This is a genomic window from Streptacidiphilus melanogenes, assembly GCF_000787835.1.
In the GTDB taxonomy this organism is placed as follows: Bacteria; Actinomycetota; Actinomycetes; order Streptomycetales; family Streptomycetaceae; genus Streptacidiphilus; species Streptacidiphilus melanogenes.
The window spans coordinates 76,423-101,742 of record NZ_BBPP01000031.1 but is presented as its reverse complement, the minus strand read 5'-3'; the positions used below and the strand labels follow the sequence as shown (position 1 = coordinate 101,742).

The window sequence follows — 25,320 nt, the reverse complement described above, 5'->3', positions numbered from 1 at the left end:
ATCCTGAGCCTGCGTCACGGGGTGGGGGTGGCACGGGCTGCGCCCGCCGCCACCAGACAGGCCGTCACCCGCGGCGGCGGGCGGGATGCCGCACCGCGGGCACGGGCTGGGCCTGGTGGGAGTGGTTGGGGGGTGAGGTGCTTCGCACCCTTGGTGGATCACTCGTTGGGGTGGTGTGGTGACGGGGGTTCAGCGTTCGCATGCATCAAAGATGGTGACGCGCTAGACTCTGGGATAGGCAGAGGCCTCCGGGGGACTCTTCCAGGCGCTGAAAAAGACAGACCAAACGACGCCACGGAAACATTATCCCGGACCATACGGAAACACGGAACAAGAAAGGGGAGAGAAATGCACGATAGCGGCACTATCCAAGCTGAAGAAAAGAGCAGCCACCACGCGCAGAGGCGCGCGCCCCTCCCCTTCCCAGACCCCAGGGGCGGTTGCTGCCGACGTCGGTCAGGTGTGCTCCAGAACAGGGCGTCGCCCGGCGCGTACGGGCCTTCGCCTGGGAGCTCGGGTATCGCGCCCGGTGACGTCCTGCCCGCCCGGGTCCAGGGCGCAGCTAGCGGCGCAGGGTCTTCCAGCAGTAACCGACTAGCCAAAGCAGCACAATCGCAGGAGCTGTCACGATGTCACCTGCGCGGTTCTTTCGTCCTGGAGCTTCCTTGGGCCATCGGTAGGCGACTCTCGCCACTGTTGCCAGGACCCAGGCGGCAAGCAGGATCTGCGGCACGTGGTCGCGCGGCCAGAGCACGCTCAACACAGCCAGGGCGGCTATGCCGCACCAGGAACCACCCACTGCGGCCGCAACCCCGAACACCAGCCGCCGGAGTGAGCGGGCGTTAGCTTCATCGAAACCCACAAGCGATCGTCCCACGGGCCCGCATCTGGTGACCAGAGGAATCGTCGGCCCAGGCCGTGACACAGCGCGGGCAGGACTGAACAAGGCCCGGTAGCAGTGGGAGCACGTCCTGGAACCCGCATTGGGCGGCGGAACGGTCGGCGAATAACTCGCTTGAAAAGGCTTGGGAAAGGAAGTGATGTCGCCATGATAAGCAAGGCAAAGAAGCTCCGCCCGCACCAGGAAGAGGCGTGCGATTCATCGGTACGACTTCTGACGGTGCCCGCGTCCGGGATCGTCCCTCTGGAGGGGCTGCGCTGCCAGATCCGTGCGGCGACGGGCGCGGGCAAGAGCCTGACGGCGGTTCACGTAGCTTCCCGGCTCCACGCCGAGCGGGTCCTCGTCCTGGTGCCCTCACTGGCACTGCTGGAGCAGACCGTCGGGGTGTGGCAGGCCGAGGGGCGCGGTGGGCGGATGTTCGGGCTGTGCTCGCTGAAGGCCGGCGAGCAGCCGGGGATCGACTGCACCACCGATCCCGGCGAGCTGGTGGCCTGGACGAAGGGGCCGGGGAAGGTCACCGTCTTCGCCACCTACCACTCGCTCGGGCTCGGCTACCTCGAAGAGGCCCACCAGCAGGGTTTGGAGCCGTGGTCGCTCGCGGTCGTGGACGAGGCGCACCGGGTCTCCGGGGCTGCTGGGCGGCCGTGGGCGGCAATCCTGGACAACGCGAAGGTGCCGGCCGACCGGCGCCTGTTCATGACCGCCACCCCCAGGCTGTGGCAGGGCCGGGAAGGGGACCTGGAGCGGGCTGCGGCGGCCGGGATGGAAGAGGCCGAGCTGATCGCGAGCATGGACGACGAGACCCAGTTCGGCCCCATCGCCCACGACTACCCGCTCGGGAAGGCCATCAGCGACGGCGTCATCGCCCCCTACCGGATCCTGTGCGTCGACGTCCACGACCCGTTGCTCCACGAGCTGGACCAGCGCGGCCTGGACGATCGGTCCGTCGAGTACCGCGGAGCACGCCTCGCAGCGCTGCAGACCGCCGCCCTCACCGCCGCAGCAGAGTGGGACCTGGGCCGGGTCCTGTCGTTCCACCACCGGGTCGCCGAAGCACGCGCGATGAGCACCGGCCTGCTGGAGACCGCCGGCACCCTGTGGGAGCAGGACCCGGCGCTGCACCCGACCCCGGCGCAGATCGGCACCGCGTGGCTGGAGTCCGCCCACACGCCCCAGGAGCGCAAGGCGGTGCTGGAGGAGTTCGCGTCACTGCTGACCGAAGACGGGTGGCGGCGGCTGCGGTACATCCTCGCCTCGGTCAAGGTCCTCAGCGAAGGTGTGGACACCTTCCACTGCGACGCGGTGTTCTTCGCGGACGTCCGCGGCTCCATGGTCGACCTGGTCCAGGCCGTCGGCCGCGCCCTGCGGATGCAGCCCGGCAGCGGCAAAATCGCCACGATCGTGGCCCCGATCCTGCTCGCGCCCGGCGAGGACGGCGACCACCAGCTGCTCACCTCGAAGGCGTACAACGGCCTGTCGAAGATCCTCATGGCGCTGCGGTCCCACGACGCCGCCGCGATCGAACGCCTGGCGATGCCACAGTCCGAGGGGGCCGAGGGAGCGGAGCGAAAGCCGCGCAGCAGCACGGAGGCGTCGGCGTCCGGGGAGCGGGAGCTGCTGACGTTCTCCACCCGGCGTGACCCCGCCGCGATCGCCGCGTTCATCGCCACCCGGGTGCTGGAGCCCGAGCGGGAGGAGTTTCGGCGGGGACTTGCCGAGCTGTTGGTCTACAAGGCGGCGTTCGGGGACGTGAAGGTGCCCTACGCCCACAAGGCTCCCTCCGGGCACCCGCTCGGGGTCTGGGTCGCCGACCAGCGCCGCTACAAGGCCGCCGGCGTCCTCGACGAGGAACGCGTCTCGCTGCTGGAGGAGCAGGGGTTCGTGTGGAGCCACTTCGACACGGCCTTCACCGACAACCTCACCGCGGTCGCCGGCTACGCACACGAACACGGGCACGCCTGCCCGCCGAACGACGCCGTGTGGAACGGCCTACCGGTCGGCACCATCATGAAGAACGCCCGCACCGCCCAACGCCGCACCCAGGCGCTCCAGCGCCGCGCCGAGGCCGGCGAGACCAGTCTGGACTGGACCGGCACGCTCCCCGCGGAACGCAAGGCCGCGTACGACGCGATCGACCCCGCCTGGTGCCCCACCGGCTGGCCCCTGGAGTGGCAGCGCTGCTTCACCCTGGCCCGGCGCCACGTCCAGTCCGGCGGCGTCCTGCTGGGCGCGGAGCCCGGCAGCATCGCGGTCCAGGGCGAAGACCTCGCCGGATGGGCCCGCACCCAGCAACTGCGCTGGGACAACCTCGGACCCGCGCAGCAGTGGATGTGCCAACACGTCCTCGGACTGGAACCCATGACCCCCGAACAGCGCCCCAAAAGCCCCGTCAGCCACGCAGAGAAGGAACGCCGCAACCTGCTGGCGGCAGAGAAGTTCCGGGCCCGAGAAGGCCACCTCAACGCCCCCAGAGGGCACAAGGAAGAGATCGTGCTCGACGACGGCACCACCGAACTCGTCAGCCTCGGCCTCTACCTCACCAACACCCGCAACAGGAGGGCGTCCATCCCCACCGAACGCGCAGCCCGGCTCACCCAACTCGACATGAGATGGCAATAAACCGCAGGTAGGAGTGCAGCGGCACGGACGAGGCGGGCGCAGGCCGGGGGCCAGGGGGCTCGGGACCCGGTGGGTTCACACGCCAGGCTGGCGCCACCCAATCGCGGGACTTCTCCGCAGGCCAGAGGTGTCACACGGGATCGCGACACAGCCGCGAGAACGCCGAACCGGCAACCCGAGCGGGAGAGCTGCAACCCCGTGTGGACACACGGCGCGCTCAACCCACACGACCGCACAACGGCACACCAGCGCGCAACGAGCAGCCAGGCCGGACGAAGCTCGCCAGGCGGCCGGGGGCAGCCAGGCGCGAATTGGTGGATACGCCGTGTTCCTGCACGACGCATCCACCTTTACAGGTCAGTCACCTACTGGCTGGCGGAGGTCCCAGCTTCGTCCGACTCATCCGCCTCACCCGGGGCGTTCCCCGGATCAGGGGCGTCGATGCTGACTTCGCGTGCGCCGTGGAGGTGCTCCTTCAACGCCGTTACCTTGCCGCGAAGATGCTTGATCAGCTCACCAGTTCCGTACACCGTGTTGGCAACCTCAAGGACCGTGATGACCTGCTGGACCAGCTCCTCGTGACCCATGCTGGTCGACTCGACCGAGGTGACAACGGCCACCGCGCCAGCCATCTGCCCCAGCTCCCGGTCGATGACCTGGGCGGCAACCTCACCTTCCTCCCGCGTCGCAAATTTCCAGTAGATCAAGACCTGGACATGGTCAGTCATCGGGCCGTCTCCTGCGGGTCTGGGTTGGCGCTCGGGAAGGGGCGGGGCCGAGTCCTGGCACTGAGGAAGAACGGAGTCCACCGATAGGACAGGGCGTCTGTACCTGTTGCGTACACCCGGTACTCGGCGATAGCGCGGTGCAGTGCTCGGTCCGCGGTCGCGCCCCCCAGCAGAGCGTGATGGAAACCGTGCGTGACCCTGGCAGCGACATCGACGCTCACCGGCCACAATGTCCCAAGGACGGACTCCGCCCCGGCGGCGAAGAAGCCAGCCTGGAGGCCTAAAATCTCGTCTCCGGCCAGCCCCCGTCCGGCACCAGAGCGCCCGAGCAGGGAGCGCTGCCCGGAGGAGCAGGCCGTCGCCACGACGACAGCACCGTCCAGGCGCCACGCGGCGATGTCGAGGCCGTCGATATGGCTGTCGTGGAGAAGCAGGCTCGACTCCAAGGGCGACGCGGCCAGGACACTGCTCCCATGCGTGCTCAGGTGCAGCACCCCGTATCGCTCTGCTCCGGGCCTGCGAAGCAGATCGTTTAGGTAGCGGCGAGAGGTCTGCTGGGGAAGCGTGGTCACTCGGCGGCCGTCGTCGCGGTGCAGATCGGCAACCTGTCGCAAGGCCGGTTCGGCGCCGCTGAGGTCGAGCATTCCAGCGTGAGCGGGGAACTGCGACACGCCGAGGATCAGGGTGTCCGGGCCGGGCAACGGCGGAGCCTCCTCGGCAAGAACGCTGAGATTGGGCAGGTAGGTGACCGGCAACCGAACGCCGAGCTGTGTTCCCTGAAGCGTGAGAGCGTGAATGGGGAAGCCGTGCAGGATCCCGTGAGCACTCACGAACAGGCGATCTGCGGACAACAGGGCAGGATCGTCAGGTAGCAGCGCATCGGCCCACTCAGCGATGTCCCTCAAGACGCGCTGCGCCGCCTGGAAGTGATCCTGGCCCTCCGCGAGCAGGGTATCGATGCACTCAGCGAGCCGGTCGCGCCGAGCAGCGGTGAGCTGCCGGATGTCAACGCTCACCCGGTCGCGTGTAAGCAGGGCAACAGCGAGATCGCGCTCACCGACCCAGTAGTACACAAGCGCAGCCTCGCCACGGCGCAGGCGCTGCTGGACTATCGCGGCCGCCGGGGACGGGGGCGGCCAGCTTGAGGTGTGGGCGAGCGCCGCGTCCCACGCGAGGCGCCGCCGCCGCCGCAGGTCCTCGGCCTTAGCGTCCTTGGGCGTCTTGGGTGTCTTGGGCGTGGAAGCCGGCTCTGCCGGACGCTCGTCGTCGAGAGCCTCCAGACCCGCGAGGTCCAGGCCTTGCTTGTCCCATGTGATTCGTCGCGCTCTCGCAAGCATCGCAAAGTACACGACTCCGTGCGCGCTCCGACCGGTGGCCAGGACGCAGCGTGCTGCGGCCTGGTACAGCTCCACCCACGGGCGCAGGCGGCTGTCGCGGGTGTAGAGACCGCTCGTGTTGTACCGCAGCCGCTCTTCTACCAAGTCGATGCCCTCGCTGGCAGCTTGCAGCGCCTGCTCAGGGGAATCGAGCGCCAAATGCGCTCGGACAACGCGCAGGAGCAGAGATGCTCGCACGTCTGGGCGCCGCTGCTCGTTCAGGAGCTTCAAACCGTGCTGGGCGGCTTCGAGCGCATCTTGGGGGCGCCCGACCAAGAGCAGGAGATCGGCATGCGTACGTTCGCCGATGGCGACGAGATCGCCGATGACCAGGAGCAGCGTCGGATCCTTGATCGCCTGTGCATCAGCGATCAACTGCACAGCCCGATCCAGCGCCGACAGCAGCACAGCATCGCGCTCAGGCCCCGACGCAAGGCCTGAGGCCGCAATCTGGTCAAGGTCCGCGACCTCGGCCGCCAACGTGCCGATCTGGGACGGCTTCGATGCCGCGGCCCGCCATGTCTCGACGGCCTCCGCAAAATCCTGATCCGCGTGGGCGAGAAGACGGTCCCAAGGAGCTTCATCGAGGTCGGCACCCGCTGCCGCGGCTGCTTCCTTGAAGGCCGCTTGGTTCTCCGCGTTCGGCTCCAACTGCAGAGCCAGCTGCGAGATGTCAGCCCCTACCTGCCAGTGCTCGCCCCGCTCCTGAAGCGCAACCAGATAGGCCATGACCTCAGGTGACAGCCCCAGCGGCCCCTCGGGGAGAACCGGAAGCGGAGGCACAAGCGAATCGCGGAACGCAACGCGGGCACGCTCCAAGTACAGCAAAGCCTCCACGGAATCCCCCGCGTGGTAGTACACATACGCAAGCTGGCTCTCCAGGGCCGCGCGTTCGCCAGCCGTGCGCTGATCAGAATGGTCGATGGCGTTGAGCCGAGCCAGCAGCCGGGTGATGTCCTCGTCAAGGTTCCTCTCATCCCGCCCGGAGTAGCGCGCCGCAGCCAAGCAGCGCAGCAAGTCGGCTGTGCGTCCGGCCGCAAGCCAAGCGTCTGCCGCCTTGTCGTACAGCGACGTGGCCGCTGCCGCATCGCCACGAGCTTCCTCAAGCTCTGCCAGCTTCTCCGCCGCGAGCGCCTGAGCACGCAGTAGCGCGGTCGCCGGCTCCGTGGCCGGCAGGATTGGAGCTCCCGGGCTCGCATCGAACGCACGCTGGAAACGGTCAGCGATGCTGGTGAGCCGCTCGGCCGCATCTCGAACGGCCTGCTCACGCTCGGGCGTGAGCGCACCCGTCACCACGTGAATGCCCGCCTCAGTCAGAGCCGCCTCGGCTTTCAACCGCGCAAGGTTGAGATCCTGCAGTTCTTCTGCCGCGAAAGTCATCTGCCCCTCCCTGGCCCACACGGTTCCCCCGAGAGGCCACTGACACACTTGGAGAGATGAGAAATCCCATCAACTCTTATGAAATAGAGAGCAGTTACGCATCAGGGATCAAGATGTGGGACCATCGTCAACCGCTCGGCCATTGGTTTCAACGCACGTTGTTGAAGCGGTCCACGCAGACCCGAAGATCAGCTTTTGAGCGTGCGTCGGAACAGGGGTGAGGACCTCGCCGGGTGGGCGCGGACCCAGCAGCTGCGCTCAGACAAGCTCACACCGGCGCAGCAGTGGATGTGTCACCACGTCCTGGGCCTTGTGGCCCCTGGCCCCCACCGAGCGCCCCAGAGCCCTGTGCGGCACTCGGAGAAGGAGCGCCGCAGGGTCTTTCGCCGCCGCGCAGTTCCGGGCGCGTGAGGTCCATCTGGACGCCCTGCAGCCACAAGGAGGAGATCGTGTGGACGACGGCAACACCGCAGTCGTCACCTCGGGCTGTTCCTCGCGAACAGCCGCAGCAGTAGGGCGTCCATCCACACGGAGCGGCCAGCGGCTCACCGAACTCGGCATGCGCTGGCAGTAGAGCCGTGGGGCGCGGGGCCGAGCGGCGGGCGTCACCGCCGATCTTCAGAACAGGGCCAGGCCCTCACCGCTGGTGTCCGCGATCACGGGCCGGAACTGGGCGGGAATGCCGTCGTGGCGACCGGGGCCGGCCGCAGCGGCCACACCAGGGGCCGTGACGGCCAGCCACGTACGAAAGCGGTCGACCGCGTCACGGTAGGAGACACGCGCCAAAATCCGGTGCTCCCCGCTCGGGCAGAAATCCACGGCCACGGTGATCTCGCACGATACGGGCGCGTTCTGGCTCCCGGTCCACGACGCGCGCAGCACCCCGCACGGCTTACGTCCCCGCGCGCTGCCCGGTGAGCGGTGCGTCGGGCGCAGCTCGGCTGCGGCCAGGTGGGCGGTCAGCCCGGCCACATGCGGCAGCGGCAGAGTGGTGCGGGTGCGGCAGCCCAGGCAGCGGTGCCAATGGCGCAGCCAGTCCTCGGCCTGGGTGCCGAACAGGCCCTCGTAGCGGCTGCCGACCAGGACATCGGTGCGGTAGAGGAACTCCGGGCGCTCCCGGGAGTTGCAGGAGGGGCAGACCGGCGCGCGGACGTAGCCGTGCTCGTGGCAATGATCAAGGACGGACGCGGGCGCCTGCTGGCACACCGCACAGAGCCATCCAGACGCCTGCTGGTAGCCGGGCTTCCTGCTCGCGGGCACGTACAGGTGGCCTTCCAACTCTCCCCGGTACGGGCGCGCCGTGGCGGCGCGGCGGCCCGTTCCCTGGGTGTCGTCGCGCGGACCTGGAGTGGACGTGGCCATGGAGGCCACGCTAGCGCCCGGGGCGGCGCTGTCGCTGGTAATGGGCTACGGCCGAGCTCTCTGTGCGCCCCTGGACCACGGCCAAGCGCGGCGGGCAACCCGTCAGGTTTGTCGGCGAGGAAGGACGCCCGCGGCTGAACAGCCCGGGAAAGCACCGTGGGGTCCGGCGAACGCCGGACCCCACGTGTCGTAGCGGGAGCAGGATTTGAACCTGCGACCTCTGGGTTATGAGCCCAGCGAGCTACCGAGCTGTTCCACCCCGCGTCGGTGAAACCAGTGTAGTGGCTGTACCTGGAACACCCCGCTCAATTTTCCAGGCCAGCACGCGGCCACCGGCCCCAGGCCGTAGGGGCGCAGCTGCGCGGGAGTCAGCGGACGTCGAACTCGTTCTCGTCCCATTCGAAGTCGCCTGGTCCGAAGCCGCCGTAGGGGCCGCCGTTGAAGTAGTCGGCGAGGACCTGGCCGATGACGGCACGCACCTGCTCCTCGGTGTCGGCCAGGGCCAGGGCGGCTGCCTGCTCGCCGGTCAGGGTGACGTGGACGTCGCGGGAGCGCACGGCGTCCGAGCCGCGGATGGTGAAGGTGGTGGCGCGGCCGACGCGGGCGGTGTGGCCGGAGAAGCGCAGTTGCTGCAGCTGCTTGGCCTTGCGCTGGCGGCCGCGCTCGGTGGTCTGCGCGCGGACCGCATCGTTCGCCAGCCGGTCGGCCGACGTGGCCGGGCGCGGGAGCGGCGGTCGGCCCTGCTTCTCGCGGGCGGCGTTCTCCTTCTCCCAGCGCCGTTCGGCGGCGCGGGAGAGCTCCGGGGGTGTGCGGGTTCCCTTGATCCAGCGCTCCACGGTCCGCTGGCTCACGCCGTACGCGGCGGCCATGGCCCGGGTGGAGCCGCCGAACAGCTTGTCACGGACGTGCTCGGCCCGCGTGGTCGCCTGCACTGGGGCCTTCCGCGAGGGGAACAGCGCCCCGCGGACCCGGCCGAACATGCCCCTGCCCGCCATCAGAACTCACCTTCTTCCTGCACGTCGTCGCCCTGGGCGTCGCTGATGGGGTTGCCGTCGGTGCCGTACTGGTGGACCAGACGGGACGGGTGCACCTGCTGCTCCATCGCCGCCACCGCCTCGGCCAGCGGGAACGAGGACTCGTGCTTGTGGGAGCCGGGGGCGATGCCCAGGCGCAGCGCGCCGGGGACCGGGGAGCCGTCGTCCTTGACCGGCAGCAGCTCGATCGGTGACGGGGCGTCGGTGGCGTACAAGTACGAGTCGACGTTGACCGCGAACGGGGCCCGGCCGGTCAGCTGGAGGGTCTTGCGCAGGCGACGGTGGGCGGCGATGCGGGCGGCGGCGATGATGTGGAACCGGATCTCGGGCCGGTACGCCCACGAGGCGGCGACCTTCTCCAGCCACGTCTGGTCGTCTAGGTGGCGGGCGGAGTCGGACCATTTGCCGATGCCGCCCTTGTAGACGTTCTTGTAGAGCTTCGCCAGGGTCAGCGCGTCGGCCAGGTCCTCGTCGGTGCCGATGTCCTTGTGGAGGGCGTAGATGTCGAGGAAGGCCTCCGGGCCGAGGCCGTCGACCAGGCCGAGGACGGCGTAGGTGCGCTTGTAGCCCGCGCGCAGCCGGCCGGTCCACTCCTTCAGCATGGGCGCCGTGTGCGTCGACAGGTACGCCTCGGTGATCGTGCCCGGGTCGAAGCCGTACGCCGAAGCCATGTAGGCGACGGTCGGGGTGGCGTACCAGCCCGGCCCCGTGGGCGGCATGCCGTGGAACGTCGCCGGGTGCGGCAGCAGCTCGTCCACCGGCGTGGTGGTGAAATCCGCCCACCACAGGCCGGCCGTCTTCTCGTCCCACACTGGCTGCTTGACCAGCTTGAGCGGGCCGACGGGCAGGCGCAGGGACTCGGTCACGGACAGGTAGGAGGCGCAGACGTCGACCGCGACCGCGAACCGCCTGGTCGCCTCCTCGGCGGTGAGCGGGCGGGCCCACCACTTGTAGTCCTCCTCCTCACACACCACCCCGCCCTCGGACAGGAGCTGACGGGTCAGCGGGTGCCTGGCCCCGGCGGCCGGGGCGACGCACAGGTCCCCGGCCGGGAGCGCGCCGTCGCGCAGGTGGTGGGTCCACTCCCCCGTGGTCTCGTCCCGCTCCCACTCGATGCGGGGGCGCACGGCGTCCAGGAGCAGCATCGCGGTCGTGGCCGTCGACGCGCCGGGCGCGACGCCGAGGTCGGCGGTGAACGCGCGGATCCGCCGGGCCAGCGTCAGCCCGTCCGTACTGCCGTCCACACCGGTCGCGAGGGGCGCGGCAAGGGAACTGGTGGCCTGCTGGCGGGCGTCGCCCTGCCCGAGCCACGGGGCGACCAGGACGCGCAGGGAGGTACGGGGGCCGCCCGCGGCACCCTTGCGCCGGAAGGCGTGGAACGTCGGGCCGATCTGCTCGGAGACCTCCATGCCCACGCTCGCGGCGGCCTTCGCCAGCTTCGCCTGCAACGCGGCCAGGGCCTTGTCCGTCGACGGCAGCGTGACGGGGAGGCCGAGCTGGGTGAGCGCTCCGGCGGTCAGGACGACGATGCCGTCGCCGCCGCGACCAGCGGCGTGAATCCGCTCGATCCGCAGCGGCAGACCCGTGCCCAGCCACGCGAGAACATCGGTCAACTTCGGTCCGGCCGGGGCCGGGACCTGCGGCACGTCCAGCACCCAGCGATCCGGCGCGGCGTCCAGGGCGACCGCGGGCCACCACCGAGCGGCAGATTCCGCGGGCCGCTGCGCGGCGGGTCGGCTGCCAGTGCGGGCCGGGGTCGAGGCCGGACGCCGGGACGGCGCGGCGGTCCGCGTGGTCGGGGGGGACGGCTGCGCGGAACGCTCCGGAGGCATCGGGGCCGCGACCGGGGGCCGGGGCGTGGTCGGAGCGGTCGGGGCCGGCTGCACCGGCTCGGTGCGGTCCGGGCCGGGTGTCGCCGCCGGCGCAGGGGCCGTCGGGGTCGGCTCCACGGGGGCCGGGGTGGCGGGGTAGCGCTGGGCCAGGCCCTCCAGCAGGCGCCGGTAGGCGGCAAGCTTGTCACCAGTCGGCTCGCTGCGCCCGGCCTCCCAGGACTCCAACGTCGGGCCACGCGTGCCCAGAGCCTGCGCCACCGCGGCCACGGTCAGACCGGCAGCCTCGCGCAGGCGCACCCGCTCGGCCGGGACGGGCAACACCGTGCCCGCGTTCACGGCGGCGAGCAACGCGTCGACGCCGGCGAACTTGTCGTCGTCACCGCTGGGCATCGGACGTTCCCTCCGGCGTCGTGTTCGTGGTCTTCCGGTTCACGGCTTCCAGGGCGGCGATGGCGTCGCCGATCGCGGCCTGGGCGTTGCGCAGTCGCTCCAGCAGTTCCTCGCCGGTGGGCTGCGGAAGTGCGGCCAGGAAGGTGCCCTCGCCCTGGGAGATGCGCAGGACGCCTTCGTCGCGCAGGTCCGTGGTAGCCCTGCGGACGGTGTTCAGTGAGGCGTCGTAGTGCTCCATGAACGCCTGGAGGTCGGGGAGTCGGTCGCCGACCTCCCATTCGCCTTCGGCGATCCGCCGGCGGAGGTCGGCGTAGATGTCCCGATAGAGCGGCATCCCACAACCCTAACAGACTGTCAGTAACTATCCTAAGACGTGATAGGCATTGGAAGTGAAAGCTGTCCTTCGTGCCGGCCGGACCGTGACAGCATCACTCTCCGCCGAAGAAAGGGGCCGCCATGGTGGGCGATCGTGAGGCGATCAAAGCGGAGATGCAGCGCCAGGTGCGCCAGTGGTGCGGCTTCGGATGCGTCATCTGTGGCTGTCCGCTCTACATCTACGAGCACATGGTGGAGTACGCGGAGAACCCAGTGCACGAGAGGGAGAACCTGACCCTGCTGTGTCCGCTCCACGAGTTGGAGAAGACCAAGGGGCTCCTGTCGCGCACGGATGTGCAGGCAGCAAACAGGGAGCCCTTCAATCGATCCCGCGGCGTCACCGACCCCTACGGACTGCACTTCTCGGGCGGCCGGTGCGAAATGCTGCTCGGCGGCAACCGCTTCCTGTCCGAGGGGCGGCGCCTGGTCCCGATGCTGGTGAACAACCAGGAGCCGATCGCGTTCGACTTCAACAACGACGGGCACCTCGAACTCAATGCGAGCATTCCCGACCGCTCGGGCGAGGTCGCCCTGCTGATCGTCGCGAACGAGATCGTGCTGGCCACCACCGCCTGGGACATCACCTTCATCGGCACCCGGCTGACGCTGCGCCACGGCCCCGGGGACTTCCAGTTCGAGGCCTCGTTCCAGGTGCCCGACCGCATCGATATCACCCGCCTCGACATGCGGTACGGCGACACGCACGTCTGGGTGGACCCCCAAGGTCTCCATGTGCGCGGGCCCGGCCCCCGCACCCGGGACCTCAACGGCACCACCATGGCCGGCGGCTTCGAGCACGCCATCGCCCTGGACAGCCGCATTCTCCGCCCACCCGGCATCCACCTGTAGTGTCCGCGTCGCGAGCTGTCGGCCACACACGCGGGTTCAGTGGGTTCGGGCCGACTCGGACTCGAACATCCGGCGGGACTCGCCGCGCCCCCGGAACCGGGCAGCGCCCGGCATCCCATCGCGGGTCATGCAGCAGGACATGGCGATTCCCCCAGGACCGCGTTCAGGTCCGCCGCCGACCCGACGAGGGCGGGGGCGGGCATCCCCGCAGGTCTTCGGTGACGGCCCAGGGGTAGTGGTAGTGCGCAGCGCTCAGCGGCCAGACGGTCTTGCTGGGTGACTGGCGCCCGCGGGTTCCCGCGGCCGGGCGGGACTGGCGTGGCTGGGGCGGGCGCAGCTTGCAGGCCTCGGCGAAGCGGGTCAGCGCGGGCAGACCGCGGGTCGGGAAGGGCGGGGTGAACAGCGGCTCGTCGGGCACGGCGGCGATGCGGCGCAGGTAGGCGGCGGCCAGCAGGAAGGGGCGGGCCCAGGAGGGCACCTGGTGGGTCAGGCAGCCCCGCCGCAGCCGGCCCGGGTCGTGGAGGGTGATCGCGGTCGCTCCAGTGGTCAGGTCGCCCGGGTGGACGGTGGCCAGCTGTGTGGTGGACGCGGCGGTGAAGACCGCGGTGGCCAGCTCGGCGGCCAGATGCGGGTGGGCGGTCGCCGCGTGGAGCCGGTGGGCGATCTCCTCCGCTACCGATGCGCGCATCTGCGGTGGGTGGAAGCCTCGGGCCTGGGCGGCGGGTGCGGTGCAGCGGCAGCGGCGGTCTGGGCCGTCGGCCGCGACCAGGGTCGTCAGCGCCGACAGGGGAAGCCAGCGCCCCGCGAGCGGCCGGTAGGGCGGCAACTGGGACACGGAAGGGTCCGGTACGCCGGGCAGCACGGCGCAGGCGTGCGCGAGACGGTAGCCGACAGGGGCGAGCATCCGCTCCACCGGGGCCGGGACCGTTCCGCGGTGGCAGACCAGGACCAGGCGCACGCCGGTGCGGGAGCGGAGATCGAGCAGGTCCTGAAGGCGGCGCCGGTCCAGCAGGTGGGCGCGCAGCACCGTCAGGCGGGTGATCGACGTGGCGAGGATCCAGGCGGCGGCCATCGCCCACGGCGGCCCGGCAGCCCGGCCCGGATAGCCGCTGACGGGGACCGGTTTGCCCAGTGCGGCGAGCACGTCGTAGGCGAGGCAGACACTGGAGTCGGTGCCGGGAGTGGGATGGACGGTGAGGCGGCCGGCGCCGGGGTCGTGCGCCGCCAGCGCGGCACGGGTGTGAAGCGCGTCGTCGAACGGGTCCAGCACCACGGTGACCGGGGGCGGGTCGGAACAGGTCATCATCAGGAACCCTCCGTCACGGTTCGTCGCGGGCACGCGGGGCGAGGGCTCACGCGAGGCGGCTGAAGGCCCAGCGCAGCAGTTCCTGGTCGATGCGCGAGCGGCCGGTGCGGGCCAGCGCGGTCCGGGCATGGGCGGTCAACTGGGCCCAGGCGCGGAAGTTGCCGTGCGCGGCGTGTCCGTCGGCGAAGGCGATGTCGGCGGGGTCTGCGGTGGCCCAGATCGGGTGGAACAGCGGGATGGTCTCCTTGACCTCTTTCAGGGTGAGGCGGGAGAACTGCTGCCAGATGAACACTCTCGAGGACAGCATCGGCTCACGCCGCAGCACGGTGTGGCAGCCGGCTCCGCCGACGAACACGATCGCGAGCTGGGTCGCGGGCTCGTCCCACAGGTAGCGGAAGTACTCGAACGCCTCCGAGTTGAGCCACTGGGCCTCATCCACCAGCAGGGTGCGCGGGTGCTCGGCCAGTGTGGTCTTCAGCAGGCGGTCGAACTCGCTGGGATGGCGCGGCGGCTCGCCCGGCAGATCCAGGGCCGTGAACAGCTCGTAGCGCACCGCGCGGGCGGTCGGGCGGGCGCGGAACGTCAGACGGCGCACGTCCTCGGCCGGCTCCAGTTCCCGCAGGCAGGTGTTGACCGCGAGCGTCTTGCCCAGCCCCGCGGCACCGTGGACACACATCATCGCCCGCGCCGCGATCGTGTCGGACAAGTTCTCCCGCGCGACCAGAAGCGCCCGGGTCGAGACCACCTGCGCGCCGGGCAGGTCAACGTAGTGCGGCCAGGATCCGGTCACGATTCCTCCCAAGCGGGCAGACGGTCGGGGGCGGGGTCGGGCGCGGGCTCGACCAGGTGAGGTCCGGGCGGGGTCGGGTGTGCGCGGGCGAGGCGGGCAGCCACCGACGCGGGAACCGGCAAGCCAGGTGGCGGCGCGGCCAGCGGCAGCAGGTCGGGCAGAGCGAGCGCCGCCAGGTCGGTGCGATCGGCGGCCGCCAGTTCCCCCTCGGCCTCGGCAGCGGTGAGCGCCGTGAGCGTCCGGGGCGGGCCGGGGACGGTGGCGGCCGCGTAGCGCTCGCGGTCCCGCGATGCCTCGAGGTCTTTGCGCAGTTGTCGGGAGCGTGCCTGGCGGGCGGTGCGCACGGCGCTGATCTGGTCGGGGGTGGCCTGGTCCGCGAGGTGAGCGGAGCCGAGGTGGCGGCCACTTACGGGGTCGAACAGCTCGATCTCGTGGTCGTGGTGCGGCATGTAGCGCACGCGTACCTGGGCGCCGGCGTGCCCGGTCATCCACGCGGCCACGTAGCTGCGGTTGCGGAACCGTACGCCCCCGGTGGTGATCTTCCGCATTCCGGCGTCCTCGAGGGTGAGCGTCCACACGTCGCGGGCGGGGATCTCCCGCAGCACGGTGGCGTCGGCCTGCCAGGCCTGAAGTGGGGTGCGCCCGCCCAGGCCCCGGGGATGGTGCTCGGTGTTCCACCAGCCGATCCACTCCAGCAGCCGCTCGGTGAAGTCCTCGAACGAAAGCAGTTCCTCGTCCCTCGGCGCGGCCGGTCGCCGCCCGGGGCGGGGCTGGCGGACGTAGCCGGGCAGTGCGACGAGGAACATCGACTCCACCGACCGGTTCAGGCCCTCCACCGTGCCCTTCAAGTGCGGGGTGTAGGCGGGCAGTTCCTCGACCGTCACGTCCAGGGCGGTGAACGCGGCGGCGACCGCCCTGGAGCGGAAGTCCTTGCCGCGGTCCACGCGTACCCTCTCGGGCAGGCCGCCGAACGGGCCGTAGGGCTCCTGGGTCAGCACGGCCGACCGCAGCGCCGCCAGGACCGACTCGCGTGAGGGCGCGCCCGGGGTGACCGCGGCCCCCGTGACCGCGCAGGTGGCGCAGTCGACGAACCAGGTGATCCACGGGCGCTGCGGCCGGCCCTCGACGTCCACCCGGACCGGGACCTGGACATGGTCGGTCTCCCACACCTGATTGCGCCAGCCCCGGGGCCGGGACAGGAACACGTCGTGCTTGCGCGCGGCCCGCTCCCCGCCCGCAAGCCCCGCGCGCTCCCCCGCGGACAGGTCCCGGCGGATCGCCCGGTGCAGCGTCGTCAGCGACGGCACCCCCACCACGCCCCGGCCCGGGCCCGGCGCCGCCTCCAGCGCCGTCTCCATCGCGGTGCGGGCGGCCGCACGGGCGGCGAGCTCGCGCTGGACCGCTGCCACGTTCCCCTTCCACAGCGCCAGCAGCCGCCGCACCTCCTCGGTGACCGTGAACCGCGTCGCTCTCCGGTCGCGGAACCCAGGAGCGGCGGCAGCGTGGGGGTTGCTTTGCGCCGCGGCCAGCCACCGCCAGACCGTCCGCTCCGAGACCGCCAAGGCAGCGGCCACCGAGCGGACATGGTCGCTCTTCAGCGCGCCGCCCTCGCGCAGTTCCAGCAGGCGACGAACCGCGGGGCCGCGAAGCGCCGCCAGCGACGCGGCCGGCAACGCGGACCCGCCGGTGCCCGCCCCATGCACCTCTGGATCCCCGTCCACCGCCACGTCTCCCTTCCGATCCAACTCCTCTGCGAGGCCCCTGCGGCACCAGTCACAGCGGCGGGCCCACGCGCCGGAACAGCCGGCGCAGCACCGTCCTGTCCACCTGCGCGTCCGGGACGGTCAGCAGTGCGTTCTGCAGGTGGACGGTCAGCGCCGACCACGCACGGAAGCCGCCCCGCGCACAGGCGCCGTCGATCCACCTCAGGTCCTTGGCCGACACCGTGCGCCACAACGGGTGGAAGTCACCCATCACCTCCGGCACCCGGGCAGCAGGCAGGCGCGGAACCTCCTGCCAGGCGCTGACCCGCGACGCCAACTGCGGAAGGCGCACCACCGCACGTTCCACACCCGCCCCGCACAGCACCAGCGTCACCCGCGTCCCCAGATGGTCGAACAGGCCCTGCAGGTACTGAAGGCACGGCACCGGCAACCGCTGGCCCTCGTCGACCACCAGCACCCACGGCTCGGCGAGCGCCTCCACGATCAGGGCGTCGGCCTGGGCGGAGCGCTGCGGGAACCGGCCCGCCAAGCCCAGCGCGTCGAACACCGCCCGGCGCAGCTCCGCCAGCGACGGGCGCACCGGCGTCATCACCCAGGCCGCCTCGAACCCTGCCGGAAGCCCCGCCACGGCCGCGCGCAGCGCCACCGTCTTGCCCCGCCCGGTATCCCCGTACACACACGCAATGCCCTGGCCGGCACCCGCGACCGCCGACCCCAACGCCTGCGCCACCGCGCCGACTGCCTCCGTGCGCACCAGCGCGGCTCCCGCCGCCAGCACCACACCCGCCACCACGCCCGGCCGCCCCACCGACCTACCCGGCTGCCCCGAACCCGCCCCAGGCACGGTCCGGCCGGCCGGCGACGGGGCATACCCTGCCCCGCCCCGCTCCGGGCCCGCCGCAGCATCCTCGGCGCGGCCGGCCAGCGCGAGATCCGTCAACGCCCGCTCCATCCGCACCTGGGCCCGGGCATCGGCCTCCCGCTCCGGCAGCACCCGACCCGCCTCCAGGTCCCGGTGCACCACCCGGTACAACGTCGCCAGCGACGGCACCCGCGCACCCTCGCCCGCCGTGGCCTTCAGGTGCCGGTGCAGCACCGCCACCGACCCACCCGCACGCCCGAGCACATCCCACTGCTCATCAGTGATCACGAACCCCCGCCGCGGCCGCCGCTCGAAACGCCCCTCCGCCTCCGCGGTCTCCAACCACCGCCACACCGTGCGGACATTCACCCCCGCCACCTGCGCCCCGGCCCGCACATGCGCCGACGCCAAAGCCCCCGCCGCCTTCAACTCCAGCAGCCGGGCCACCAGCACCGGCCGCTCGACCGACAACACCGGCAACACATCCGAGACCACGTCAGCACCGCGGCCACGCGCTCGCACCGCCACCCCGGACCCGCCCTCCACGACGCCCACCCCGGCACCGGGGACACCCACCACCATGGGCAGCCGCCGCACCCGCGAGAGCAGAAAGTGCCGTTCCCATGACAGTGCGGGCGGGGTGGGTGTACCAGCAGACGTCAGCGACACACCGGCCCATGACAGCACCGTGGACACCATGCTGGTGCCACGCCGGCGCACCACCCCTGGGGTCCACAGGGAGGCCAATTCGCCCAACCTAAAACGGAATTGACATGGCCCTACGCGGACTACGATGACCAGCGGATCAACACCCCGGTGCCACCAAACCCACGACACGGCACCCCCGTTCCGCGACAGGTGGTCAAGCCGTGCCCCGTATCCCAGACGACTTCCTCAAGGCTGTTGTCTTCATCTACCCGTCTCAGGACGCCGCGCTCGAAGGGCTGCCGGAGGGCGGCTCAGGGTTTCTTGTCAGCCACGGCACCCCGGAATCGGACCTGCGGACCTGCTACGTGGTGACCAATGCCCACGTTGTGGAAAGCGGCGGCCAGTGGGTACGACTCGATGACGGCCGTATCGTGAACATCCCCAACGAGGACTGGCAGACCGGGATCCCGGACGACTACGCCGTGGCCCGACTGACGGTCTCAGACTGTACGAACACCGTCCAGTTCCCCATCGAGACGATGGCCCTGACCCCGGAGGAAGCCCAGGAACTCAACGTGGGACCCGGCGACGACACGTTCATGATCGGCAGGTTCAGCGGACACGCTGGGCGCGCGGCCAACAACCCGGTCGCACGGTTCGGAAACATCTCCCTGATGCCGAATCGCGATGACCCAATCCTGGACGGCCGGGGCCACAGGGTCGAGGCCTATCTCGTGGAAATGCACACGCTGTCGGGCTTCAGCGGCTCCGCCGTCTGCCTGCTGATCGAATCCGGCAGCTTCCGCGGCAACTCCTACGCGAACCCAAGCACGGAGATCCGGCTCCTCGGAATCGACACGGGCCAGAAGCTGATCCCGATCCCGGTCAAGGAGCAGGCGCCACCCGGACACTGGACAGTCCGCAGCGACCTGAGGATCGACGCCATGACAGCAATCTCCATCGTGACCCCCATCTGGAAAGTCACAGAGCGCCTACTGCGCGACGACATGGCCCAAGAGCGGGCAGAGCACGCCGAGCAGCAACTCCTCGCTCGTCAGACGACCACTGCCAGCCACACCGACACCGACTGACCAGACCACTCCGGGCCCCGGCGGTCCACCAAAACGGAACACCCGCCCCCCTCCGTCATCAGACATACCGCCCCCACGACAGCACCAGAGCCGCTGAAACACCACACCATGACAGAGAAAAGCACCCACCATGCCACCCTCACGTCAGCGGCCACCCCGACCCCCAGCAACCCGCCGAACAGCCGAAAAAGCCATCCCGCCACCGTACTGTCACTGACAGCACACCTACTGACGCCAAACCGGCATGTCGCACCGCGGCCGAGATGCTGTACAGGGACTGGATCGCCCTCGAGGCCGTCGGCGGCAACCGCGCCGAGGTCCAGCGGGTCGTCTCCCACCTCCAGGAAGAACTGCGGGCCCTGGACGTCGAGATGGAACCCACCACCCAGGAGCTCATCGAGCGGGTCTACGCACAGCTCCTGAAGGGCAGTGCCTGACGCCCTCCCCCAGTACTGGTAAAGCCCTCGGTCCGAGTCGGGCCGAGGGCTGGCGTTACTGACTTTCGGGGCGTGGTGTCGTTGGGGCTGACGGAGTGTAATCGTCGCGGTATGCCGGGTGTATGAGGTATCCGCAGGGTGGTGGGCTGACGCCTGAACGGCAGGCGTTTCGAGCGGATCCGGATGGAGGCAGCCGAGCGGTTCTCCATCGGAGCCACCACCGGGGAGGTCGCCAAGGACTTACGGGTCAGCTTGCGCTCGGTGCAGCGATGGTCTCGCCCTGACGACATCACACCTCGAAGGTCAGTAGAAGAGACGAGCGGGCACCCTGCACAGTCCGATCAGTGTCCTCCCTGTTCATGCGACGGCCGCCAGCAGCTACTCAAGCTGTCCGACGACGGGGTACACCGGTGCCTGATGTGCCGACGGACCACCGCCAGCGCGCCGTCCAGACCGAGCTCCAGGACGGGCGCCCCGCGATCGCCCGTGGGCCCGGCATCTGTTCGCCGAGCCGAGCCTGGCCGTGGTGTGGGTGGCCGTCCTCGATGCACCACTCACCCCGCCAGGTACCCGCAGCCGCCGCTGGCGGCTCGTGTGCACGCCGTCGACCGGCACCGGCCACCATCGTTGCTGTCCCCGCACCAGCCGGGCTCCCTACGGTGCGGTCTCGGCGGCGGTCTGGAGGCGTTGTCGAACCTCGGCGGCCTTGGGGTGCTCGATCTTCTCGTAGAGGGCGAGGGCTTCGGTCCAGGCTTGTCGTGCCTGCGCCGTTCGGTGGGCCGCGGCGTGAACGTCTCCGGCTCCGCGCAGTGACTCCGCTTCAACGTAGGCGTCCGCGAGCTCGCGGGCGAGCTTCTGCTGTTCGTGGTAGAGGCGGAGCGCCAGATCAAGGTCGGCGTCCAGTAGGTGGAAGTCAGCGAGGTTGCCCACGGCGAGGGCCTCGGCGCGACGGTCGCCCACATGCTGAAAGATCGTCAGGGCTTCGCGGAGGTCAGCGACGTCTTGCGGACGGCGATGCTGCGCGGTCTTGTACACCACTGCGCGGTTCATGAGCGCTTGCCCGCGCAGATGGAGCGTGTCCGGGCCGGCGAGGAGGGCGAGGGCCTGCGTGATGAGGTCGACACAGCGCTCTGGGTGTCCCCGATGGTTCTGCACCACGCCCTGGGCCATCAGTGCGGACGCCTCACCCGTCGCGTCGCCCAGGGCCTGGTAGAGGCGGCGGACCTGCAGGCAGCAGTCCTCGGAGTCGTCGAGCCGCCCTGCCATCCAGTACGCGCCTCCGAGCACGGTCAGCATCTGGGCTTCGATTCTGCGGTCGCCGTCGGCCCGGGCGGCGACCAGCGCCAACTGCTGCGCGGCGAGGAAGTCGTCGAGGTGGCGGCAGACGACGAAGAACTGCTTCTGGGTCTCTGCGAGCTGCCACACGTGCCTGGCCAGTCCGGCCTCGGCCGCGGCGTGCTGGACGGCAGCGAGAGTGTTTCGCTCCTGGTCGAACCAGGTCAGGGCGTCGTCATAGCTTTCGAAGCCTGGAGTCTCGGCGGCCTGCGCGGGGGCGCCGGTCAGGTTCGGGGTGCCGATGAGGGCGGCTGCGGCATACCCGGTGGCTACGCACCAGGTGGCGAGCCGTGTGAGTGGAGCGACGGGTTCCGGTTCGGCGGCGGCGAGTTCGGCGGCCAGCAGACGCAGCAGGTCGTGGAGTTCGTAGCGGCCCGGAGTGGGCTGGGCCAGGAGGTGCTCGTCCTGGAGTTGCTCCAGGGCATCCTCGGCCTCCTCTGCGGTGATGTCGGCCAGGGCGGCCAGATGGGCGGGTGTGGCGTCGGGGCCGGGGTGGTGACCGAGAAGCCGGAAGATCCGGCGCAGTGGCGCGTCGAGTTCCTGGTAGGAGAGGTTGAAGGCCGGGCGCAGGGCTCGACCGTCGGCGCGGATGGCGGTCAGGCGTCCCGCGCGTAACTTGTCGGCGAGGTGTTGCAGGGTCCAGGTGGGCCGGGAACGCAGACGTGCCGCGGCCAAAGAGACGGCGAGAGGCAGGTGGCCGCAGTATTCGGCGATCTGGGCGGCAGCCTCTGGTTCGTCGGCCACGCGGTCGGGGCCGGCGATCTGGGAGAGGAGATCGAGGGACTCGGTCTCGGTGAAGACGTCGAGCTGGTGGGGGGAGACCCCATCTAGCGCGACCAGGCTACGGCGACTGGTGATCATGACCAGACAGGTTGGACTGGCCGGTATCAGGTCGCGGACCTGGTCCTCGTCTGCGGCGTTGTCCAGCAGGACCAGCGCGCTGCGGTCCTGGAGCCGGTCACGGTACATCGCGGCGCGCTCATCGACACCTGCGGGGATTTGCTGCGCCGGGACGCCCAGGTGCCTCAGGAAGGCCTCCAGTACTGCGGACGGGTCAGCGGGTGGGAGCTCGGGGTCGAAGCCCCGGAGGTTGACGTGCAGCTGAACGTCGGTGAAGTGGCCGAGCCGGACGAGCTGATGGGCGGCATGGATCGCGAGCTGGGTCTTGCCCACGCCAGCCATGCCCTCGATCGCTGAGACCACTACTGTCCTCGCGCCGCCGCTGTCATGATGCTGCGTCGCGGCCACGATCAGTTGCGCGAGCTCCTCCTGGCGGCCGGTGAACGTGCGCAGATCGGCCGGAAGTTGCCGGAACGCACCGACCGGGCCGCCAGTCTTGGCCTGTGCGTGGACCTTGATACACGCATGGCGCCAGCTATCGACTGCCCCCTCGCTCGCGCCGAGTGCGCGGACGAGCGCGACCACCAGGTCCAGGTCCAGACGCTGACGCCCGGTCTTGAAGGCGTTCACGAGCGTGGAGGGTGAGATCGTCCGCGGCGGCCGTATCAGTGCCTCGACCCGCTTCGCCAGCACCCTGTACGAGGGCATCCCCGCCCACGCCCGCAACTCACCGAGCAGAGCGACGAACTCCGCCAGATCCTTGGCCCCGCCCGGATCCGGCATGGATCCGCCCTGCTCAGCCATGAAACCCCCGACTGTGAAGCCGTGCCCCTGACCAAAGAGAGTCTAAGAGCGGGGTGTACGAATTCGTGCAGGAAAGACGACATCACCCAACCGCCCTGAGCATCCTGGTCTCGCCGTTTGAAGACCACTCCAAGCGGGGCTGTCTGGGGGAAAGGGGCTGGCTCGAGGTGCAAGGCGTTGCGGCCGGATCCGCATCCCAGGTCCAGAGCCCAGCCAGTGTACGGACTTGTACGGGATTGTCGTCGTCATCGCGGCTGCTCGTCTCTTGAGCAGCCCTGTTGAGCGAGAAGTCAACTGATCCATAGGAGATGTGATCTCGTGAACATCAAGAAGCGTGTCACAGTGCTGAGCATGGCCGCAGTCGCGGCGCTGATCTCGATCCCGGCCGTGACCGGGACGGCGAGCGCGTCGACGGCGTCCAGTCACGCCACGTCAGCTACGAGCTCGGCCGCCTCGGTGCGGCAGGACGCCACCGGTCACGGTCTGATCGCGGTGCCGGTCGCCGGCGCGCCCCGGATCAAGACGACGCACGGCGGACTGCTGACCACCACCTCGCCCTCCGCACCGCGCGGCACGAAGGCCACCACCGGGGCTGCTTCCGCGGCCTTCGCCAGGACGGGTCCGTTCTACCTCTACAACAACGACACGGGCAAATGCCTGGATGCCGACCTCGGCACGATCAACCGCGACGGCACCGTGGTCCAGTTGTGGAACTGCATCTCCGGCAACAAGAACCAGTGGTGGTACGAGGACAACTACGGCAGCTACGCCCGGTTCTGGAACGCGTACAGCGGCCGATACCTGGACGCGGACGCGAACAACCTCAACAAGAACGGCACCGTGATCCAGCTCTGGGACCTCATCTCCGGCAACACGAACCAGTGGTGGTCCGTCAACTCCAACGGCACGATCACCAACGAGGACAGTGCGGCCGGCATCCACGACTTCCTGGACGCGGACACCAACACGATGAACAACCCCAGCACGCGCGTCCAGCTGTGGCAGTTCGTCGGCGGTAGCAACCAGTACTGGCACTGACATCCAAGAGCATCAGAACGCCAGCGGCGCCAGGCTCGTACCTGGGCGCCGCTGTGCTGTGGTTTCAGACTGAACCAGGCCAAGTTGTGGAGGAGCGCGGCTGCGCGGCCGGGCGGCTGCGCGTGTGCCCGGCCGCCGTGTCCAACGTGGCCCAGGCGTTGGCGATGGCGTTCGCCACCAGCTTGACCTGATCGCAGCGGAGACCGGCCGACGCGGCGTCACGGTCCACGTCCTGCTGGACTTCGTGCACGTCGCCGAGTATGTCTGGGCCGCTGCCCACGCCTTCTACAAACCGGGAACTGCCGAGGCCGAGGCGTGGGTGGCCGACCGTCTGACCGCGATTTTCGGGTGAGGCGGCCCGCACCGCCGCAGAGATGACCGCCCAGGCCGAGCGGGAACAGCTGACAGTCTCCCGGTGCGAGGCCGTCGACTCCTCAGACCCGTCAAGCCGGATCAGTTTGATCGCGGCGGCGGTGAGTCCGTGCCGGAGGGGTATCCGATGAGCCGGGTACGCCGGGGCGATCCGGCGGCGGGCTCGGCAAATTCCCCATCCCCTCCGAATAGCCCATCCGGAGGCGCGGGCGGAGGTGCCTCCCAAGTGAGGCCAGTATGCCGGCAGTTGGCAGGAGGGGGTCCGCCCGCGTCGAGTACCGCGCCTGTCGTCCTGATGGTCCTGGCGTCAGGACCGGCCGGTCGAGGCAGAGGGCGTGGATGCAGCGCGGACAATGTGATGCGAGGGGTCTATATGTCGAGCTTGGAGAGCCCATGAGCAGTTCGCGCCGGCCCTGGTGCACGGCGACGGCGGCCGCCCTTGCGGCGGGGATGGTGGCGGTTGCGTGCGGATGTTCGTCCTCCAGCGCGTCCACCGTGGGTCCGCCGTCTCCTGCCATCGCCTCTGCACATTCCAGCACGTCTGGCACCACCACTACTTTGCATCTGTACGGCGTCCAGGATTTGGCCGCTCTGTACGCGCCCGACGGCACGCCGGATTCCCATCCCCGCGCCGTGCCGGCGTTGGGCAGTTACGCGGTTGGCACCGATACGGACTACGACGGCAACCACGCAGACCATTCGGCCCGGACGGTGGGCAGCGACCATCTGTACTGCCTGATTACCAAAGCCCCCACCACTGGCACCTGCTCCGCTCAGTTCCAGCTGAGCGGCGGGATGCTGATCTGCGATCACTCCACGCAGGAGCTCGCGGGCAACAGCGTGATGGAGTTCACGATCACCAGCGGCACGGGCAGCTACGCGGGGGCCCACGGAAGAGTCACCGTCACCTCCGTTGCCGACACTGGCAACTCCGACTTCGTGATCACCTACTCCCGATGAGCATCGCAACCCACCCGCGGTGGGGGCCCGAACCGGGCCCACCGCTGGCTGGACGACACCCTTCGGCCTCCGGCCGGGTGGGAGCCTGCAAGGCCAGGGCCACCGGTCTCCGGACCGCATGGGGGCGCGACATGGCTCAGCGTCGAGAGGCTTCCTCTGCTTGGGTGATCGCATCGTGTCGGCCGGAATGGGAGCCAGCCGGTCCGGCGTCACCTGTCGATCTCGCGGGTCCGCCACGGCGCGGCAGCGGCTTCGAGGCGCCTCCCG

17 protein-coding genes, 1 tRNA gene and 2 pseudogenes are annotated in these 25,320 nt (G+C 70.0%); 8 read left to right on the top strand and 12 right to left on the bottom strand.

Features of this window, described 5'->3' with window-relative positions; genetic code table 11:
• Positions 1 to 1,048: 1,048 nt before the first annotated feature.
• Positions 1,049 to 3,520 carry a DEAD/DEAH box helicase gene (locus tag TR49_RS27480; RefSeq protein WP_084725524.1) on the top strand — a complete coding sequence of 824 codons (2,472 nt, stop codon included), beginning with the start codon at positions 1,049 to 1,051 and terminating at the stop codon, positions 3,518 to 3,520.
• Positions 3,521 to 3,885: 365 nt separating this feature from the next.
• Here the strand turns inward: TR49_RS27480 and TR49_RS27475 are convergent, their stop codons facing one another.
• The 7 genes from TR49_RS27475 to TR49_RS40395 all read right to left on the bottom strand — a co-directional run bounded on the left by TR49_RS27475 (position 3,886) and on the right by TR49_RS40395 (position 11,956).
• The gene (locus TR49_RS27475; RefSeq protein ID WP_042386522.1) at positions 3,886 to 4,248 is read right to left on the bottom strand and encodes a hypothetical protein; all 363 of its coding nucleotides are present in this window, start codon (positions 4,246 to 4,248) and stop codon (positions 3,886 to 3,888) included.
• On the bottom strand, positions 4,245 to 7,004 hold the full coding sequence (locus tag TR49_RS27470) for a CHAT domain-containing protein (protein ID WP_042386521.1): 2,760 nt from the start codon (positions 7,002 to 7,004) through the stop codon (positions 4,245 to 4,247). Before TR49_RS27470 ends, TR49_RS27475 begins: the two co-directional genes overlap by 4 nt.
• A gap of 618 nt (positions 7,005 to 7,622) precedes the next feature.
• Complete coding sequence (locus tag TR49_RS27465; protein WP_084725528.1) at positions 7,623 to 8,366, bottom strand: endonuclease domain-containing protein; 744 nt, start codon at positions 8,364 to 8,366, stop codon at positions 7,623 to 7,625.
• A 190-nt stretch (positions 8,367 to 8,556) separates the two neighbouring features.
• Positions 8,557 to 8,630, bottom strand: a tRNA-Met gene (locus TR49_RS27460).
• Between the two features lie 104 nt (positions 8,631 to 8,734).
• Positions 8,735 to 9,361, bottom strand: a complete 627-nt coding sequence (locus TR49_RS27455; RefSeq protein ID WP_152627489.1) for a helix-turn-helix domain-containing protein — start codon at positions 9,359 to 9,361, stop codon at positions 8,735 to 8,737.
• Positions 9,361 to 11,622, bottom strand: a complete 2,262-nt coding sequence (locus tag TR49_RS27450; protein ID WP_042386519.1) for a helix-turn-helix domain-containing protein — start codon at positions 11,620 to 11,622, stop codon at positions 9,361 to 9,363. The genes TR49_RS27455 and TR49_RS27450 overlap by 1 nt, the downstream gene beginning before the upstream one ends.
• Entirely contained in the window at positions 11,609 to 11,956 is a 348-nt protein-coding gene (locus TR49_RS40395) for a GntR family transcriptional regulator (protein WP_052434691.1), read from the bottom strand. Before TR49_RS40395 ends, TR49_RS27450 begins: the two co-directional genes overlap by 14 nt.
• 125 nt (positions 11,957 to 12,081) lie before the next feature.
• Between TR49_RS40395 and TR49_RS27440 the strand changes: the two genes are divergently transcribed.
• The gene (locus TR49_RS27440) at positions 12,082 to 12,846 is read left to right on the top strand and encodes a hypothetical protein (RefSeq protein ID WP_152627488.1); all 765 of its coding nucleotides are present in this window, start codon (positions 12,082 to 12,084) and stop codon (positions 12,844 to 12,846) included.
• 163 nt (positions 12,847 to 13,009) lie between these two features.
• Here TR49_RS27440 and TR49_RS27435 read toward each other — a convergent pair whose 3' ends face one another.
• From TR49_RS27435 to TR49_RS46465, 4 genes are all read right to left on the bottom strand, one after another.
• On the bottom strand, positions 13,010 to 14,152 hold the full coding sequence (locus TR49_RS27435; RefSeq protein ID WP_052434689.1) for a hypothetical protein: 1,143 nt from the start codon (positions 14,150 to 14,152) through the stop codon (positions 13,010 to 13,012).
• A gap of 46 nt (positions 14,153 to 14,198) precedes the next feature.
• Complete coding sequence (locus tag TR49_RS27430; RefSeq protein WP_042386518.1) at positions 14,199 to 14,942, bottom strand: AAA family ATPase; 744 nt, start codon at positions 14,940 to 14,942, stop codon at positions 14,199 to 14,201.
• Positions 14,939 to 16,600 (bottom strand): TnsB C-terminal domain-containing protein, encoded by a 1,662-nt coding sequence (locus TR49_RS40390; RefSeq protein WP_052434695.1) that lies wholly within the window; start codon positions 16,598 to 16,600, stop codon positions 14,939 to 14,941. Before TR49_RS40390 ends, TR49_RS27430 begins: the two co-directional genes overlap by 4 nt.
• 115 nt (positions 16,601 to 16,715) lie before the next feature.
• Positions 16,716 to 18,023, bottom strand: a complete 1,308-nt coding sequence (locus TR49_RS46465; RefSeq protein ID WP_042386545.1) for an AAA family ATPase — start codon at positions 18,021 to 18,023, stop codon at positions 16,716 to 16,718.
• A gap of 374 nt (positions 18,024 to 18,397) precedes the next feature.
• Between TR49_RS46465 and TR49_RS27415 the strand changes: the two genes are divergently transcribed.
• The 3 genes and pseudogenes from TR49_RS27415 to TR49_RS47080 form a co-directional block, all read left to right on the top strand.
• Complete coding sequence (locus tag TR49_RS27415; protein ID WP_042386517.1) at positions 18,398 to 19,267, top strand: S1 family peptidase; 870 nt, start codon at positions 18,398 to 18,400, stop codon at positions 19,265 to 19,267.
• Positions 19,268 to 19,530: 263 nt separating this feature from the next.
• On the top strand, positions 19,531 to 19,704 hold the full coding sequence (locus TR49_RS44050) for a hypothetical protein (protein WP_160311646.1): 174 nt from the start codon (positions 19,531 to 19,533) through the stop codon (positions 19,702 to 19,704).
• 122 nt (positions 19,705 to 19,826) lie between these two features.
• Positions 19,827 to 19,983: pseudogene (locus TR49_RS47080) on the top strand (helix-turn-helix domain-containing protein); the annotation flags it as partial.
• A gap of 375 nt (positions 19,984 to 20,358) precedes the next feature.
• Here TR49_RS47080 and TR49_RS27410 read toward each other — a convergent pair.
• A complete protein-coding gene (locus tag TR49_RS27410) occupies positions 20,359 to 22,683 on the bottom strand; it encodes an NB-ARC domain-containing protein (RefSeq protein WP_084725520.1) in 2,325 nt (774 codons plus the stop codon).
• 318 nt (positions 22,684 to 23,001) lie between these two features.
• On the opposite strand from TR49_RS27410, the gene TR49_RS27405 reads away from it, so the two are divergent.
• The 3 genes and pseudogenes from TR49_RS27405 (at position 23,002) to TR49_RS27395 (ending at position 25,053) form a co-directional block, all read left to right on the top strand.
• The gene (locus tag TR49_RS27405; RefSeq protein ID WP_052434687.1) at positions 23,002 to 23,721 is read left to right on the top strand and encodes an RICIN domain-containing protein; all 720 of its coding nucleotides are present in this window, start codon (positions 23,002 to 23,004) and stop codon (positions 23,719 to 23,721) included.
• 163 nt (positions 23,722 to 23,884) lie between these two features.
• A pseudogene (locus TR49_RS47075) lies at positions 23,885 to 24,149 on the top strand (ISKra4 family transposase); the annotation flags it as partial.
• A gap of 337 nt (positions 24,150 to 24,486) precedes the next feature.
• Positions 24,487 to 25,053, top strand: coding sequence for a hypothetical protein (locus TR49_RS27395; RefSeq protein WP_152627487.1), 567 nt, complete (start codon positions 24,487 to 24,489; stop codon positions 25,051 to 25,053).
• Positions 25,054 to 25,320 lie beyond the last annotated feature (267 nt).

Excerpts from the sequence above, each read along its gene's own strand:
- TR49_RS27465 (WP_084725528.1), bottom strand. The coding sequence starts at position 8,366 with ATGGCCACGTCCACTCCAGGTCCGCGCGACGACACCCAGGGAACGGGC.
- TR49_RS27480 (WP_084725524.1), top strand. The coding sequence starts at position 1,049 with ATGATAAGCAAGGCAAAGAAGCTCCGCCCGCACCAGGAAGAGGCGTGC.
- TR49_RS27455 (WP_152627489.1), bottom strand. The coding sequence starts at position 9,361 with ATGGCGGGCAGGGGCATGTTCGGCCGGGTCCGCGGGGCGCTGTTCCCC.
- TR49_RS27410 (WP_084725520.1), bottom strand. The coding sequence starts at position 22,683 with ATGGCTGAGCAGGGCGGATCCATGCCGGATCCGGGCGGGGCCAAGGAT.
- TR49_RS40395 (WP_052434691.1), bottom strand. The coding sequence starts at position 11,956 with ATGCCGCTCTATCGGGACATCTACGCCGACCTCCGCCGGCGGATCGCC.
- TR49_RS44050 (WP_160311646.1), top strand. The coding sequence starts at position 19,531 with ATGCTGTACAGGGACTGGATCGCCCTCGAGGCCGTCGGCGGCAACCGC.
- TR49_RS27395 (WP_152627487.1), top strand. The coding sequence starts at position 24,487 with ATGAGCAGTTCGCGCCGGCCCTGGTGCACGGCGACGGCGGCCGCCCTT.
- TR49_RS27475 (WP_042386522.1), bottom strand. The coding sequence starts at position 4,248 with ATGACTGACCATGTCCAGGTCTTGATCTACTGGAAATTTGCGACGCGG.
- TR49_RS27470 (WP_042386521.1), bottom strand. The coding sequence starts at position 7,004 with ATGACTTTCGCGGCAGAAGAACTGCAGGATCTCAACCTTGCGCGGTTG.
- TR49_RS27450 (WP_042386519.1), bottom strand. The coding sequence starts at position 11,622 with ATGCCCAGCGGTGACGACGACAAGTTCGCCGGCGTCGACGCGTTGCTC.
- TR49_RS27435 (WP_052434689.1), bottom strand. The coding sequence starts at position 14,152 with ATGATGACCTGTTCCGACCCGCCCCCGGTCACCGTGGTGCTGGACCCG.